This is a genomic window from Sediminibacter sp. Hel_I_10, assembly GCF_000688335.1.
Classification (GTDB): domain Bacteria; phylum Bacteroidota; class Bacteroidia; order Flavobacteriales; family Flavobacteriaceae; genus Psychroserpens.
The window spans coordinates 2,425,302-2,440,230 of record NZ_JHZX01000001.1 but is presented as its reverse complement, the minus strand read 5'-3'; the positions used below and the strand labels follow the sequence as shown (position 1 = coordinate 2,440,230).

Genomic DNA, 14,929 nt, shown 5'->3' with positions numbered 1-14,929 from the left:
TATCATTTCTTTTGGATTATATACTATAACAAAGCATCGATAGCTTCAGTATATGCATTTTTAGGTGCAACACCTACTTGGCGACCAACAACCTCTCCATTGTGGAATACCAAAACAGTTGGAATGTTACGCACGCCATATTTAGCTGCAAATTCTTGATTTGCATCTACATCTACTTTGCCTACAATGGCTTTACCATCATATTCTGTACTAATTTCATCAATAATTGGTCCTACCATTCTACATGGTCCACACCAAGCCGCCCAAAAGTCTACCATTACTGGTTTGTCACTTTTTAATACGGTTTCGTCAAAATTTGCATCTGTTATTTCTAATGCCATAATTATATTATCTAAATGTGTTGAACTTCGTTTAAAACGTAAAATTAGTCAAAAAACATCCAAACCTTACATCACCTGCATTTGTTTTGGTTATGTGGCTATTGAGTGGCGGTATACTCGGTATCGCTAAGTATTTTACGCCCCTTAATTTCTCTTTTATTCCCTTAATCTTAAATTCAAAATCGCTTTAAAATTTAAACCACTACTGAAATTTTAAAACTTGCCGATTGGTTAGGTATATTAAAATGAAACTCCTTTCTAATTCCAATACCATCCTCGTCAATTTAGTTCAGCTTGTACATCACATCATTGGTTTCTAATTGATCTAAAAGCTCTTGGGATATTTTTACCTTCTGTTTTCGGCTAGGCATATTGAGCTTTATCTTTTCATCATTATCATAAATGATAAAACTCAACGCATGGTCCCCGCGATGCATACGGAACATGTCTTCTAATACTGAAATTCTCTGCTCTTGTAAATCGCTTATATTTAACTGTATGGAAAGTTTTTTTGCATAAGCATCCATGACATCATGCAATAACTGAAAGCTATTGAACTGAATTCTTGGATCGCTCTTTTTCCCAGTATCTCGATTGACCCAGCCTTCACGCACAAAGGCCTTAACGAATACAAAACTGTTTTTTACGAGAAAATGACGAAATTTCAAATACTCTTCACCAAAGATTCTGAACTCAAAACTATCGGTATAATCCTCTACTAAAAATATGGCCCAGCCTTTTCCTTGCTTACTCACCCGATGCTGTATATCGGTCACTACACCACCAAAAATCAACTCCCTATTGACATAAGCTGGCAAATCGTTGAACATGGCCAAATTCCCGTTACAAAAAACACGCATCTCGGTTTTAAAGTCATCTAGTGGATGACCAGAAATATATACTCCAACCACTTCCTTCTCTTGGGCTAGCTTTTCCATCGTGCCCCATTCTTCACAGGGTGGCACTACAGGCTCTGCAATTTGCACATCACTTGCCGCACCAAATAAGCTTACCTGAGCAGAATTTTCATTCTCTTGGTGCTTGGCGCCATATTTTATCGCTTTTTCTAAAAAGGTAATGCCATCACCATCATCATGAAAATATTGTGCGCGATGTGTATCTCCAAATCCGTCAAAACCACCAGCCAATGCTAAGTTTTCAAAGGCTTTTTTATTCGCTGCCCGCAATTCAATACGTTTTGCCAAATCAAATATGGACTTGTAATGTCCATCTTTTTTTCGATTCTCGACAATGGTTTTTACCGCACCATGACCAACACCTTTTATGGCGCCCATTCCAAAACGAACGGCGCCAGCTTGATTCACCGAGAATTTATAGTACGACTCATTCACATCTGGCCCCAAAACATCTAAACGCATGCGTTTACATTCTTCCATAAAGAAGGTGACCTGTTTAATGTCATTCATGTTGTTTGAGAGTACCGCTGCCATATATTCTGCGGGATAATGCGCTTTTAAATAGGCAGTTTGATAAGCAATCCATGCATAACACGTAGAGTGTGATTTGTTAAAGGCATAACTCGCAAAGGCTTCCCAGTCTTTCCAAATCTTTTCAAGCTTATCAGCATCATGTCCGTTGGCTGCCGATTGCTCAATAAATTTCGGTTTCATTTTATCCAAAACCGCAATTTGCTTTTTACCCATGGCCTTACGGAGAACATCGGCCTCACCTTTGGTAAAGTTTGCTAGTTTTTGTGAGAGCAACATTACTTGCTCTTGATAAACCGTAATACCATAGGTTTCCTTTAAATACTCCTCCATTGCAGGAAGGTCGTAATCAATCTCTTCCTCGCCATGTTTTCTTCTTACAAAACTCGGGATGTACTCCATTGGTCCCGGTCTATAGAGCGCATTCATGGCAATGAGATCTTCAAAGACAGTCGGTTTTAAGTCCTTGAGGTGTTTTTGCATCCCAGGAGATTCATATTGAAATACCCCAACCGTCTCTCCTCTTTGAAACAACTCATAGGTTTTTTCATCATCCAAAGGAAAACTATCGGGATCTAATAAAATATCATGTTTGGCCTTAACAATCTTAACGGTATCCTTAATTAAGGTCAAGGTCTTTAATCCAAGAAAATCCATTTTTAGCAGACCCGCATCTTCAACAACAGAGTTGTCAAACTGCGTGACGTAGAGATCAGAATCTTTAGCCAAAGACACTGGGACGAACTTGGTAATATCATCGGGAGTGATAATAACACCGCAGGCATGAATTCCCGTATTTCTTACAGAACCTTCAAGCGTTCTTGCCAAGTTTACGGTTTCGGCATCTAAGCCATCTCCTTCTGCTATATTTAAAAGCTCATTGACTTTTTCTAAATCTTCTGCACGAAATTTGCTCCCCAATTCCTTTTCCGATAGGCCAAAGATCTTGTTCAGCTTAGACATGGTAGGGATCAACTTCGCTATCCTATCGGCTTCAAAAAGCGGCAAATCCAATACGCGGGCAGTGTCACGGATAGATGATTTTGCTGCCATCGTACCATAGGTGATAATTTGGGCAACCTGATTTGCGCCGTACTTTTTAATCACGTAATCCATAACCCGACTTCGACCTTCGTCATCAAAATCAATATCAATATCGGGCATACTAATACGATCGGGGTTTAAGAAACGCTCAAAAAGCAAGTCGTACTTTAGGGGGTCAATATTGGTAATCCACAAACAGTAGGCCACTACAGAACCTGCTGCCGAACCACGTCCTGGTCCCACCGAAACATCCATGTTTCTAGCCTCCCGAATAAAATCTTCTACAATCAAAAAGTACCCTGGATAACCGGTGTTTTCAATAACACTTAGCTCAAAATCAAGACGTTCCTTAATGGTATCGGTCAGTTCTTCACCGTAGCGTTTTTTAGCTCCCACATAGGTTAAATGCCTGAGATACGCATTTTCTCCACGTTTTCCTTTGTCCTCTAAATCGGCATCATCCTTAAATTCCTCTGGAATACTAAAAGCAGGTAACAGTACATCTCTTGCCAACTCAAAGCCTTCAATTTTATCTACAACTTCTTGAATATTACTGATAGCTTCAGGAACATCCTTAAACAAGGCTTTCATTTCTTCCGAAGACTTAAAATAATACTCTTGGTTAGGCAATCCGTAGCGGTAGCCGCGACCTCTACCTATAGGTGTTGCTTGCTTTTCACCATCTTTTACACATAACAAAATATCGTGTGCATTGGCATCTTTTTTATTGCAATAATAAGTATTATTAGTAGCCACTAGTTTGACCTGATGTTTTTTCGCAAACTCAATTAACACAGGGTTCACACGATTTTCATCTTCTTGATTGTGGCGCATGATTTCAAGATAAAGATCATCACCAAAGGTTTCTTTCCACCACAACAGCGCTTCTTCAGCTTGATTTTCACCTACATTCAACACCTTGCTAGGCACTTCGCCATAAAGGTTTCCTGTTAATACAATAAGATCTTCTTTGTATTTTTCTATGAGTTTTCTGTCGATTCTCGGCAAATAATAAAAGCCATCCACAAAAGCGTGAGAAGACAGTTTTGCCAAATTGTGGTATCCCTTTTTATTTTTAGCAATAAGAACAATTTGGTACCCATTATCCTTTCTGGATTTATCGGTATGGTCCTCACAAACAAAAAATTCACAACCCAAGATGGGCTTTATTTCTTTATGCTCAAAAATTTCGCCACGAGCTTCGGCCTCGGCTTGTTTTGCCTGAACCGTTTTATTATGCATATTGACCGCTTTCACAAAATGGAAAGCGCCCATCATGTTCGCATGATCTGTCAAAGCCACCGCTGGCATTTTATGCTCAGCAGCCGAAGCCACTAAATCTGAGATACTAATCGTAGATTGTAATACCGAAAATTGCGAATGATTGTGGAGATGTACAAAGTCTACTTCTTTTAACTCAGAAATATTCTCTTTTATCTCTGCTTCGGAAATATCATCTGCCTGGGATTTTTGGAGTCTGGCATTAATCTTTGCACTTTCTCGCTTGAGATTAATATGCTCTAACCCAATGAGCTGAATCGTTTGAGGATTTTCACGATTAAATCGCTCAAAGTAATCGGGCTGAACGTCAAGTTGCTCTTTGGTAAACTCCTTTAAACGCACCAATTCCAAAAAACAGCGCGTCGTAGCTTCTACATCGGCAGTAGCATTGTGTGCTTCTGCAAAAGGCTCGTTAAATAAATGCTCATGTAACTCTGTTAGGGTAGGAAGCTTGAATTTTCCGCCCCGCCCACCAGGAATTTGACAAAGCTCAGCCGTACGCTCGGTACAGGTATCTAATACCGGCAATTCTTGGAGCGAATTGGCCATGTCTTCCCTAACAAATTCTGCACCCATGATATTGAGGTCAAACTTTACATTTTGACCCACAACAAAGGTGGTTTGCTCTAAAGCGGCATTGAATTTCTCTAAAACCTCTTGAAGCGGAACACCTTGTTCAAGCGCCAACTCTGTAGAGATACCGTGTATTTTTTCAGCGTCATAAGGAATGTTGAAACCTTCTGGGCGCACTAAGTAATCTTGATGATCTAGACAGTTGCCCATCTCATCGTGCAATTGCCAAGCAATTTGAATGCATCTTGGCCAATTATCGGTATCGGTAATTGGAGCATCCCAACGTTTAGGCAAACCTGTAGTTTCGGTATCAAAAATTAAGTACATAGGCGATGTGTAAGGATTCTGCTGACAGAAATCAAAAAAATGAAAACAATAAGTATGGGCTCTATTTTGAAAGACGCATCAAAAAAAAGCAGGGCATAAAATTACGAAGAACATCCACTTTTGAGAAATGAAATTTTAAAGAGTTTTGAACAAAAAAAAAAGCCAACTTAAAAAGTTGGCTTTAGCAATTTTATTTAAAAGCAAATTATGAAATAAGCTCTAATTTCGCTTTTTCTGTATTAATTGCAGATTGAATAGCATTTTTCTGTCTTAATAATAGACTGTCAATACTTGGTGGCATATTACGCTCTTTTAAAAGATCATTATAATCCTCTAAACTTGCTTCTTCACCACGGATGGCTTCCTCTAAAACAGATTCTTCATTGTTTGAACTGAAAGTTGATTTCAAGCTCATCCAATTACGGTGCACCGCAGCTTTGATACTTCCAGAATCTTTAGGCTCTTCTCCATATTGTAAGATTTCCTTTTTTAATTCGTCCGCAAATACTTCTCGCTCCGAAGATCTTCTTTTAAAATACATCTTCAACATATCGCTCTCTACATTATCTATAGCATTAGCGTACCCTCTTTGAGCGTCGTAGTTTTTAGTGAGTAGTGTGTTTAATTTATTTGAAATTTCTTCTGAATACTTCATAATCTTTTACATTTAAATTTCAATATCTTTTTTTAGGATGCGTACTGTTTACATCGTTATTCTTAATATAACCGTTAATGAGGTCGTAGAAGAAAAAATTAACATCCTTAACAAAAATTTAAAGCTATTTAACATAAAAGCAGCCCATAGAGCTGCTTTCAGAAGTATTTATATCAAAAAAGAGGATTACATAGGATCTAAATAATCTGGGATACCATTGTCATCAGTGTCTACCGCATCAGATGGATCGCCATCCATATTAGGATCTGCACCTTCATCTTGGGTAAGAATCCCATCACCATCGTCGTCGTCGTCTAAGTAATCTACATCGGTATCACCATCGGTATCAATGGGGTTTCCATCTTCATCTGTCGCTTCAAAAATAGTAAGCACGCCGTCACCATCGTCGTCGTCGTCTAAATAATTGGCCAATCCGTCGTTATCTGTATCATCATTATCCAATATCCCATCACCGTCAAAATCTTCATAAACATCAGGAATACCGTCTGCATCACTATCCGTACAATTGAGCTCATCAAGCGCCAATTGAATAGTCCCTTCGTCATCATCACCACAAATTTCCAGTTGTTGCTCTAAATAAAGCTGATAGGTACCGCAAGCTTCCATAAAGTTACCAATAGTGGCTTGGCTATAGGCTATTTGAGCCGTCGTTGTATTTTGAAGCGCATATTCACAAGGAAACTCACAGGCATTAAGACTTTCTATAATATCTCTAATGGCGTTATCTTCATCACCACAATACAAAAATTGTGTTTCTAAAGCAGTAGTGTAAGCAGCGCAAGCCGATGCATAGACATCGCTATCAATATATTCTAAATCTGAAGCAAATGAATTTTCATAGGCCAATTGTGTAGCTGAAACTCCAGCACCTGTATCTTCACAAGTGATAATATCAGTAGGTATGGTTCCCGCAACTAGTGGCACTCTGTAAAAAAGTCCTTCGTTATAGCCTATAGAATTCAATCCAGATTCATCAAAAGCCAAAAACTCGAAAGTTCCTGTAAATGTATTTAGACCAATCTCTTCAATTTTAACCTCTCCTAGTTCTGGATAAACCGAAACACTTTCATCGGGTCGATTGTTTGTAGAATACACCGTTCCGTCAGCGGTAATGACTTTAGCTTCTCTTCCTGCGATTTCTCCAATAGTATAGGTTCCAACAGCAACACTTGGTATGGTTAACTGTACCTCATCAGTACTATTTCTTCCTGTTAAGGTTAGATATCCATTCTCATCAATAGTTGCGTTAAACGAATCTGCTCTCCATAAATTATAATTTTTATTTCCTTGGAATGCAGGAGTATTGAACTCCACTTCATCACCACAACTACATATAGTTAACGCGGTTATTAATAAAATCGCAAGTTTTTTCATCGGCCTAGAGGGATTAGATTTGAATTTCAGAAGAACCAAATTTAGGTTATCATAACGTTTTTGAAGCCTTAAAAGTATAATAAAAATTCCTATTTGCTTAAAAAGAAATAAAATGTTGAAAATTAAATTATTGTATTATCTTTGCGCACTTATTAATAATAGAGGTCGAGAACCTCGCAATTTAATCACAATATGCCAGTAAAAATTAGATTACAGAGACACGGTAAAAAAGGAAAACCTTATTACTGGATCGTTGCAGCAGATGCAAGAGCAACAAGAGATGGTAAATACCTAGAAAAAATTGGTGCTTACAATCCTAACACAAACCCAGCAACAATTGAGTTGGATGTTGATGTTGCCGTAACTTGGTTACAAAACGGTGCACAACCAACTGACACAGCAAAAGCTATTTTATCTTATAAAGGTGCTTTGCTTAAAAATCATTTGGCTGGCGGTGTTGCCAAAGGCGCATTAACCGAAGAACAAGCTGAAGAAAAATTCAACGCTTGGTTAGAGGAAAAAACAGCTAAGATTCAAGCCAAAGCAGACGGTCTTTCTGAAGCAGAAGCTAAAGAAAGAGCAGAAGCACTTGCTGCTGAGAAAGCAGTAAACGAAGCAAGAATTGCTGCCGCTACTCCTGAAGTTGTTGAAGAAACTCCTGCTGAAGGGGATACTGAAGCAGAAGCTACAGAAGAAACTAAAGCGACAAACGAAGAAGAATAAAAATCTTATTTTTTATTCTTTTAAACTCCGATTCCCGATATTTATCTGGATTATCGGAGTTTTTTTTTGACATAAAAAGAACTTCACACCAATTTAGAAATCAAAACTCAAATTCCCGATGCAAAAAGAAGACTGTTTTTATCTCGGTAAAATTGTAAAAAAATATAGCTTTAAAGGTGAATTACTAGCAAAATTAGATACTGATGAGCCCGAACTTTACGAGGCATTAGATTCTATTTTTGTAGACCTTAGAGGCAATCTCGTTCCTTTTTTCTTAGAATCGTCACAACTTCACAAATCAGAACTGCTACGCATTAAATTTGAGGATGTAGAAACCGAGCAAGATGCAGATGCACTTTTAAAATGCGGACTCTACCTCCCCATAGAATTTTTGCCCAAACTTGAGGATGATAAATTCTACTTTCACGAGATCATTGGCTTTAAAGTTGAAGACAAGCATTTTGGTCACGTGGGAACCATTGTATCAGTTAATGACTCTACCGCACAATCTCTTTTTGAAATTGACAGGGATGGTATTGAAATTTTAATTCCTATGAATGACGAATTCATCTCTAAAGTCGACAAAAAGAACAAAACCATATTTGTTGAAACTCCAGAGGGATTGATTGATCTCTACCTCTAACAATCTCAAACATTCCAGACCACAACCGCTCATGCTGCAGCCCTTTAAATTCAAACAGTTTGAGGTCAACCAAGACCAATGCGCCATGAAAATTGGTACAGATGGTGTCTTACTTGGTGCTTGGACGCCACTTACAGGACACCCTCAAAACATTTTAGACATTGGTGCCGGCACTGGTATTTTGTCTCTTATGATGGCCCAACGCAGCAATGCGCCTTCTATTGATGCTTTAGAAATAGATGACAAGGCTTACGAACAATGTGTAGACAATTTTGAATCCTCCCCATGGGGCGACCGCTTATTTTGTTACCATGCCTCTTTAGAAGAGTTTGCAGATGAAATAGAAGATACTTACGATCTCATTATTTGTAACCCGCCTTTTTATGCAGAAGACTTTAAAACCAATGATCCGCTTCGGGATCTCGCACGGTTTCAAGATGCTATGCCTTTTGAGCATGTATTAGAAAGTGTTTCGGTACTTCTTTCTGCGGAAGGACTTTTTTCTTTAGTGATTCCGTTTTCAGAAGAAGATCGATTTATAAAACTTGCAGATTACTTTGGGCTTTTTCCAAAACAGATTTGTCATGTTCGCGGCGTTGCATCTGCAGCAATAAAACGAAGTTTGATGACCTTTACCTTCTCAGAAACCGAAGTTACGACTCATGATTTGATTATTGAAAATAGCAGACACAATTATACAGAAGCGTATACCTCACTGACTAAGGACTTTTATCTGAAAATGTAGCGCTTTAATTGTCAACTGCAAACGTTTTCGTTATTTTTGCAAAGACTTAAATTGACATAAAACATGCGACCAGATTTATTTGAAGCACCCGATTATTATAACATTGATGATTTACTTACCGAAGAGCACAAACTCATAAGAGACGCTGCTAGAGAATGGGTAAAACGTGATGTATCTCCTATTATTGAAGACTACGCCCAACGTGCAGAATTTCCTAAACAAATTATTGGAGGTTTAGCTGAAATTGGAGCGTTTGGCCCGTATATTCCTGAAGAATACGGTGGTGCTGGTCTTGACCAGATATCATACGGATTGATCATGCAAGAAATCGAGCGTGGAGATTCTGGAGTAAGAAGTACAGCCTCTGTACAATCCTCTTTAGTGATGTATCCTATCTGGAAGTATGGAAACGAAGCCCAACGTCAAAAATACCTTCCAAAACTTGCCTCTGGTGAGTGGATGGGTTCTTTTGGACTTACAGAGCCAGATCACGGTTCAAACCCTGGCGGTATGACCACAAACTTTAAAGACATGGGTGACCATTATCTATTGAACGGCGCAAAACTATGGATCTCAAATTCTCCGTTTTGTAACGTGGCCGTAGTTTGGGCCAAAAACGAAGAAGGACGTATTCACGGCCTTATCGTTGAGCGCGGCATGGAAGGATTCTCTACACCAGAGACCCATAATAAATGGTCGCTTCGTGCCAGTGCCACAGGAGAGCTTATTTTTCAAGACGTCAAAGTACCAAAAGAAAACCTGCTTCCTAACAAGTCTGGTTTAGGTGCACCATTGGGTTGCTTAGACTCCGCTCGTTTTGGAATTGCTTGGGGCGCTATTGGTGCTGCAATGGATTGCTACGATACTGCTTTGCGTTACAGCAAACAGCGCATGCAATTTGGCAAACCTATAGGACAGTTTCAATTGCAGCAGAAAAAATTGGCCGAGATGATTACTGAAATCACAAAAGCACAATTATTGGCATTACGCTTAGGCCAGCTCAAGAATGAAAATAAAGCAACAACAGCACAAATTTCTATGGCCAAACGTAATAATGTAGATATGGCCCTAAAGGTTGCGAGAGAAGCGAGACAAATGTTGGGCGGTATGGGAATTACCGGAGAATATAGTATTATGAGACATATGATGAATTTAGAAAGCGTAGTCACCTATGAAGGTACGCATGACATTCATTTATTAATTACCGGCTTAGACATTACAGGTCTCAATGCATTTAAATAATGCCCTTGTTTTGTGATGAAATCTAAGTTAATATATCAGATAATTTTAAAAATGCTTCCACTATCTAGGAAGCATTTTTTATTTTTGTATGAAAAGCGCTATGACCATTAAAACCATTGAAAGCACCATTGCTCCCTTTCAAAAACAACTCTTAGAGCATCCGCTCTATGCAAAAATTGGGACACCATCAGAGCTGCACCTCTTTTTAGAGAATCATGTATTTGCGGTTTGGGACTTTATGTCTTTACTAAAGGCCCTACAAAATCAATTAACTTGTACCACCACACCTTGGGTTCCCGTTGGAAATCCAAATACACGATATTTGATTAACGAAATTGTACTTGCAGAAGAAACAGATATCAATAGTAATGGTGAACGCCAAAGTCACTTTGAGATGTATTTGGACGCCATGCAAGAGACTGGTGCAAATACCGAAAACATGACTGGTTTTTTAGCCGATCTCGAATCGTCTAAAAACATTTTTATCACCATCAAGAAAAGCAATTTGCCAAAGGATTTAAAAGCGTTCTTAACCTTTACCTTTGAGGTCGCTTTTTATGGAAAACCGCATGAGATTGCGGCGGCTTTTACTTTTGGTCGTGAGGATTTGATTCCGAATATGTTTACGGAAATCTTAAAAAACTTTGAGGCTAATTTCCCTGAGCAAAATCTATCAAAACTATTGTATTATTTCGAGCGCCATATTGAGCTTGATGAAGACGAACATGGGCCAATGGCCTTGAAAATGATAGAAGAGCTTTGTGGTGATGACGATCAAAAATGGAAAGAGGTTGAAGCCGTATCTATCACCGCTTTAGAAAAACGAATTCAATTATGGAACGCCATTGAAACGCTCCTTTTTGAGAAGGCTTCTGTTTTAAATTAATAAACAGAATTCTTAATAAACATGAAGCGCCTTCAAGCAAAAACTTCTTTTTTGAGTTGCTGTTTGAAGGCGCTTTTGTAGTTTGTAAATTTATAACGTCTCCCCACGTCCTTTTGACCAAAAAGGACGTTTTACGACTTTACTATTCTTCTGGGGCCAATTCAATTTCTAGGCCTTCCAATGCGGGAGTCATTTGTATTTGGCAACCTAAACGCGAATTGTCCTTTACATTAAAGGCCTCGCTCAGCATGGCTTCCTCCTCATCTTGCATTTCTGGTAACTCATGGTTGGATAGTACGTAACATTGACATGAAGCACACATGGCCATACCGCCACAAATCCCAATAGTTCCCTCTGGAGCAAGCTCATAAGAGCGCACCACTTCCATAAGGTTCATGGCCATATCTGTGGGAGCCTGAACGTCATGAGTAGTGCCGTCTCGATCGGTAATTTTTATATTGATGTCTTGATCCATTAGAATAGGTCGTTATTTTGAAAAGGGCATTAGTCTATAGATTTTACTACGGCCTTAGGGGCTTCTTTTCTAGAGCCATCAAACCCATCAACACCACTCACCGTGGTATATTTTAAAACGTAACGTTTTCCGGGATTAATGATTTGATATGCCGCTTGACACATGAGTGTGGCCTCATGAAACCCACAAAGAATCAATTTGAGTTTTCCTGGATAGGTATTGACATCTCCTATGGCAAAAATACCAGGGATGTTGGTTTGGTAATCTAAAGAATTGTTGACCTTAATGGCATTCTTTTCAATTTCTAGACCCCAGTTTGCAATAGGACCTAACTTAGGAGAGAGTCCGAAAAGTGGAATAAAATGATCACACTCCAATTCAAACTCATTTTTATCCTCTTTTGATGGCGAAACGACGACCGCTTCTACCTTATTTTTACCTACAACATTGGTCACTTCAGCTGGGGTAACCAAATTGATCTTACCTTGATTTTTAAGCTCTTGTACATTTTCTACGGAATCTAAAGCGCCACGAAACTCGTTACGTCTGTGGATTAGGGTAACCTCTTTGGCAATGTTGCTTAAAAAGATGCTCCAATCTAATGCCGAATCTCCACCACCAGCAATCACCACACGTTTATCGCGATAAACTTCTGGATCTTTGATAAAATATTCAACGCCTTTATCTTCAAAAGAGGCAATGTTTGGGATGAGTGGTTTTCTAGGTTCAAAACTACCCAATCCGCCTGCAATGGCCACTACTGGAGCGTGATGTTTTGTCCCTTTATTGGTGGTTACAATAAAACTGCCGTCTTCTTGCTTTTCAATGGTTTCAGCTCGTTCGCCCATGGTAAACCCGGGTTCAAACTGCTTACATTGTTCCATAAGTTTATGGGTAAGATCTCCTGCTAGAATTTCGGGATAGGCAGGAATATCATAAATGGGTTTTTTAGGGTAAATCTCTGAACATTGTCCGCCAGGTTGCGGCAATGCGTCAATTAAATGACATTTCAACTTGAGTAATCCCGCTTCAAATACGGCAAAAAGCCCTGTTGGGCCAGCACCGATGATAAGTATATCTGTTTTAATCATGTTTTTTGTTCTTGGAGCGCTTGCGTGAGGGATGGAGGCATTGTTGGAGCTCCTCGAAGAGAGCGACTGCCGAGAGCCCGACCCTTGTGGTCACGCCCTATTAAGCCTCAATATTAATCACCTGCTCTATTTGTGGAGCGTATTTTTTTATGGTCATCTCTACTCCAGATTTCAAGGTCATTTGATTGACACTACAACCCACACAGGCGCCTTGAAGTTGAACTTTCACTAATTTATCGTCTTCAATAGCGAGCAACGAGATGTCTCCACCGTCACTTTGCAAAAAAGGTCTGATTTCATCAAGCGCTTTTTCGATATTCAATCTCAATTCTTCTGTGGTCATTTATTATTTCTTTACTGCTGAACATCCAGCCATGGTTGTGATTTTGATAGCTTCGGTTGGAGGAAGATTGTCATTTCTTCTTACGACTTCTTGCACAACATTTCTTGTTAATTCCTCAAAGGCATTTTCTAAAGGTGTTGCCGTTTGCATTGCTGCCGGGCGACCAATGTCTCCAGCTTCTCTAATGCTTTGCACCAATGGCAAATCTCCTAAGAATGGTACTTTTAAGTCTTCTGCCAAATGTTTAGCTCCTTCTTTACCAAAGATGTAATATTTGTTATCTGGCAATTCTTCTGGAGTAAAGTAAGCCATATTCTCGATGATTCCTAAAACAGGAACATTGATGCTTTCTTGTTGAAACATGGCCACGCCCTTTTTAGCATCGGCTAACGCTACATTTTGAGGTGTACTTACCACTACAGCACCTGTAATAGGCAAAGATTGCATAATACTTAAGTGAATATCTCCTGTACCAGGAGGCAAATCAATTAATAAAAAATCCAATTCTCCCCAAGCCGCATCAAAAATCATTTGATTTAGTGCTTTTGCAGCCATAGGACCACGCCAAACGACGGCCTGATCTGGTTTTGTAAAGAACCCTATGGACAGTAATTTCACCCCGTAGTTTTCTACTGGTTTCATTTTAGACTTGCCATCAATGTTTACAGCAACTGGTCTTTCTAACTCCACATCAAACATGATGGGCATTGAAGGACCATAAATATCAGCATCTAAAACGCCAACCTTGAAGCCCATTTTTGAAAGCGTGACCGCTAGGTTTGCAGTAACGGTTGATTTACCTACACCGCCTTTACCTGAAGCTACAGCGATGATATTTTGAATACCAGGAATTTCTTTTCCCTTAATCGTGTTAGAAGTCTGCTTTGCAGGTGCATCTACCTTAACATTAACCGTGATCTTTGCCTTTTCATACACCGCTTTGTGAATGACCTGCATGATCTCTACCTCTGTCTTTTTCTTAGCCTGTAGGCTCGGGTTTTTTATGGTAATATCCACGATAACCTCATCTGCAAATGTCACAACGTTGGTTACGGCACCACTCTCTACCATATTCTGTCCTTCGCCCGGAGCTGAAATGGTTTCAAGTGCTTTTAGTATGTCTTGTTTTTTTAATTTCATGGCAATTTTTTATGATTTAGAGTGCTTTCTATATAGAATGATTCTAAAATGCAAATATACTCATTAAAGCTTGAAGATTAAAGCGGGAGAATTGCAATTTCTTATGCTGTGATTTGTCTTTGTTATGAACCCGCAGGCTATAAAAAAGATGTGGTAAGTGATTTGTCTACAACGACACGTCAACTCAATGTACATGTTGAATTTAAATATAAAAAAAGCGCTGCTCTAAGTCGTTATTTAGAGCGCTATTCACAACTCTGCTGGGTCCCAAAAGACCTGTTTGAAATTTTGAATTTGGTGATCTATAACCTCAACCCCTTCACTTTCTAGTAATTGCTGCATCAAATTTGTACCCTCAAAATGGTGCTTGCCAGTAAGCAACCCATTTCTATTGACAACGCGATGTGCTGGTATGTCTTTACCATGAGAAACATTCATTGCATAACCCACCAACCTCGCACTTCGTTTTGCCCCTAAGTAATTTGCAATAGCACCATAACTGGTCACTTTTCCCTCAGGGATTTGCCTTACCACTTCATAAACCTTATCAAAAAAATTAAGAGTCTCTGGTCTCATC

Annotated in this window: 14 protein-coding genes; 5 read left to right on the top strand and 9 right to left on the bottom strand. The window is 39.1% G+C overall.

The features are described from left to right. Positions 1-23: 23 nt before the first annotated feature. The 4 genes from trxA to P176_RS20025 all read right to left on the bottom strand — a co-directional run bounded on the left by trxA (position 24) and on the right by P176_RS20025 (position 7,064). A complete protein-coding gene (gene trxA, locus P176_RS0110905; protein WP_026754746.1) occupies positions 24-341 on the bottom strand; it encodes a thioredoxin in 318 nt (105 codons plus the stop codon). 284 nt (positions 342-625) lie between these two features. Further along, positions 626-5,014: a DNA polymerase III subunit alpha gene (gene dnaE, locus P176_RS0110900; RefSeq protein ID WP_026754745.1), complete on the bottom strand. Its 4,389-nt coding sequence runs from the start codon at positions 5,012-5,014 to the stop codon at positions 626-628. A gap of 205 nt (positions 5,015-5,219) precedes the next feature. Beyond that, positions 5,220-5,669: a PA2169 family four-helix-bundle protein gene (locus tag P176_RS0110890; protein ID WP_026754744.1), complete on the bottom strand. Its 450-nt coding sequence runs from the start codon at positions 5,667-5,669 to the stop codon at positions 5,220-5,222. Between the two features lie 186 nt (positions 5,670-5,855). After that, the gene (locus tag P176_RS20025) at positions 5,856-7,064 is read right to left on the bottom strand and encodes a DUF6252 family protein (RefSeq protein WP_026754743.1); all 1,209 of its coding nucleotides are present in this window, start codon (positions 7,062-7,064) and stop codon (positions 5,856-5,858) included. A gap of 192 nt (positions 7,065-7,256) precedes the next feature. Here P176_RS20025 and P176_RS0110875 point away from each other — a divergent pair, with 192 nt between their 5' ends. The 5 genes from P176_RS0110875 (at position 7,257) to P176_RS0110855 (ending at position 11,303) form a co-directional block, all read left to right on the top strand. Beyond that, a complete protein-coding gene (locus tag P176_RS0110875; RefSeq protein ID WP_026754742.1) occupies positions 7,257-7,787 on the top strand; it encodes a 30S ribosomal protein S16 in 531 nt (176 codons plus the stop codon). Positions 7,788-7,905: 118 nt separating this feature from the next. Continuing rightward, positions 7,906-8,430: a ribosome maturation factor RimM gene (gene rimM, locus P176_RS0110870; protein WP_026754741.1), complete on the top strand. Its 525-nt coding sequence runs from the start codon at positions 7,906-7,908 to the stop codon at positions 8,428-8,430. Between the two features lie 31 nt (positions 8,431-8,461). After that, complete coding sequence (locus P176_RS0110865) at positions 8,462-9,175, top strand: tRNA1(Val) (adenine(37)-N6)-methyltransferase (RefSeq protein WP_026754740.1); 714 nt, start codon at positions 8,462-8,464, stop codon at positions 9,173-9,175. 63 nt (positions 9,176-9,238) lie between these two features. Beyond that, complete coding sequence (locus P176_RS0110860) at positions 9,239-10,417, top strand: acyl-CoA dehydrogenase family protein (protein ID WP_026754739.1); 1,179 nt, start codon at positions 9,239-9,241, stop codon at positions 10,415-10,417. A gap of 100 nt (positions 10,418-10,517) precedes the next feature. Next, entirely contained in the window at positions 10,518-11,303 is a 786-nt protein-coding gene (locus tag P176_RS0110855) for a DUF3050 domain-containing protein (RefSeq protein WP_026754738.1), read from the top strand. A gap of 142 nt (positions 11,304-11,445) precedes the next feature. On the opposite strand, the gene P176_RS0110850 is transcribed toward P176_RS0110855, so the two are convergent. From P176_RS0110850 to P176_RS0110830, 5 genes are all read right to left on the bottom strand, one after another. After that, complete coding sequence (locus P176_RS0110850; RefSeq protein WP_026754737.1) at positions 11,446-11,778, bottom strand: 2Fe-2S iron-sulfur cluster-binding protein; 333 nt, start codon at positions 11,776-11,778, stop codon at positions 11,446-11,448. A gap of 29 nt (positions 11,779-11,807) precedes the next feature. Continuing rightward, positions 11,808-12,869: an NAD(P)/FAD-dependent oxidoreductase gene (locus tag P176_RS0110845; protein ID WP_026754736.1), complete on the bottom strand. Its 1,062-nt coding sequence runs from the start codon at positions 12,867-12,869 to the stop codon at positions 11,808-11,810. 100 nt (positions 12,870-12,969) lie between these two features. Then, on the bottom strand, positions 12,970-13,212 hold the full coding sequence (locus P176_RS0110840) for a NifU family protein (RefSeq protein ID WP_026754735.1): 243 nt from the start codon (positions 13,210-13,212) through the stop codon (positions 12,970-12,972). Between the two features lie 3 nt (positions 13,213-13,215). Then, positions 13,216-14,352: an Mrp/NBP35 family ATP-binding protein gene (locus P176_RS0110835; RefSeq protein ID WP_026754734.1), complete on the bottom strand. Its 1,137-nt coding sequence runs from the start codon at positions 14,350-14,352 to the stop codon at positions 13,216-13,218. Between the two features lie 249 nt (positions 14,353-14,601). Next, positions 14,602-14,928 carry an MGMT family protein gene (locus P176_RS0110830; protein WP_026754733.1) on the bottom strand — a complete coding sequence of 109 codons (327 nt, stop codon included), beginning with the start codon at positions 14,926-14,928 and terminating at the stop codon, positions 14,602-14,604. Position 14,929: the final 1 nt, after the last annotated feature.

Bases quoted from the DNA above. Each gene is read 5' to 3' on its own strand.
- trxA (WP_026754746.1), bottom strand. From the start codon at position 341: ATGGCATTAGAAATAACAGATGCAAATTTTGACGAAACCGTATTAAAA.
- dnaE (WP_026754745.1), bottom strand. From the start codon at position 5,014: ATGTACTTAATTTTTGATACCGAAACTACAGGTTTGCCTAAACGTTGG.
- P176_RS0110890 (WP_026754744.1), bottom strand. From the start codon at position 5,669: ATGAAGTATTCAGAAGAAATTTCAAATAAATTAAACACACTACTCACT.
- P176_RS20025 (WP_026754743.1), bottom strand. From the start codon at position 7,064: ATGAAAAAACTTGCGATTTTATTAATAACCGCGTTAACTATATGTAGT.
- P176_RS0110875 (WP_026754742.1), top strand. From the start codon at position 7,257: ATGCCAGTAAAAATTAGATTACAGAGACACGGTAAAAAAGGAAAACCT.
- rimM (WP_026754741.1), top strand. From the start codon at position 7,906: ATGCAAAAAGAAGACTGTTTTTATCTCGGTAAAATTGTAAAAAAATAT.
- P176_RS0110865 (WP_026754740.1), top strand. From the start codon at position 8,462: ATGCTGCAGCCCTTTAAATTCAAACAGTTTGAGGTCAACCAAGACCAA.
- P176_RS0110860 (WP_026754739.1), top strand. From the start codon at position 9,239: ATGCGACCAGATTTATTTGAAGCACCCGATTATTATAACATTGATGAT.
- P176_RS0110855 (WP_026754738.1), top strand. From the start codon at position 10,518: ATGACCATTAAAACCATTGAAAGCACCATTGCTCCCTTTCAAAAACAA.
- P176_RS0110850 (WP_026754737.1), bottom strand. From the start codon at position 11,778: ATGGATCAAGACATCAATATAAAAATTACCGATCGAGACGGCACTACT.
- P176_RS0110845 (WP_026754736.1), bottom strand. From the start codon at position 12,869: ATGATTAAAACAGATATACTTATCATCGGTGCTGGCCCAACAGGGCTT.
- P176_RS0110840 (WP_026754735.1), bottom strand. From the start codon at position 13,212: ATGACCACAGAAGAATTGAGATTGAATATCGAAAAAGCGCTTGATGAA.
- P176_RS0110835 (WP_026754734.1), bottom strand. From the start codon at position 14,352: ATGAAATTAAAAAAACAAGACATACTAAAAGCACTTGAAACCATTTCA.
- P176_RS0110830 (WP_026754733.1), bottom strand. From the start codon at position 14,928: ATGAGACCAGAGACTCTTAATTTTTTTGATAAGGTTTATGAAGTGGTA.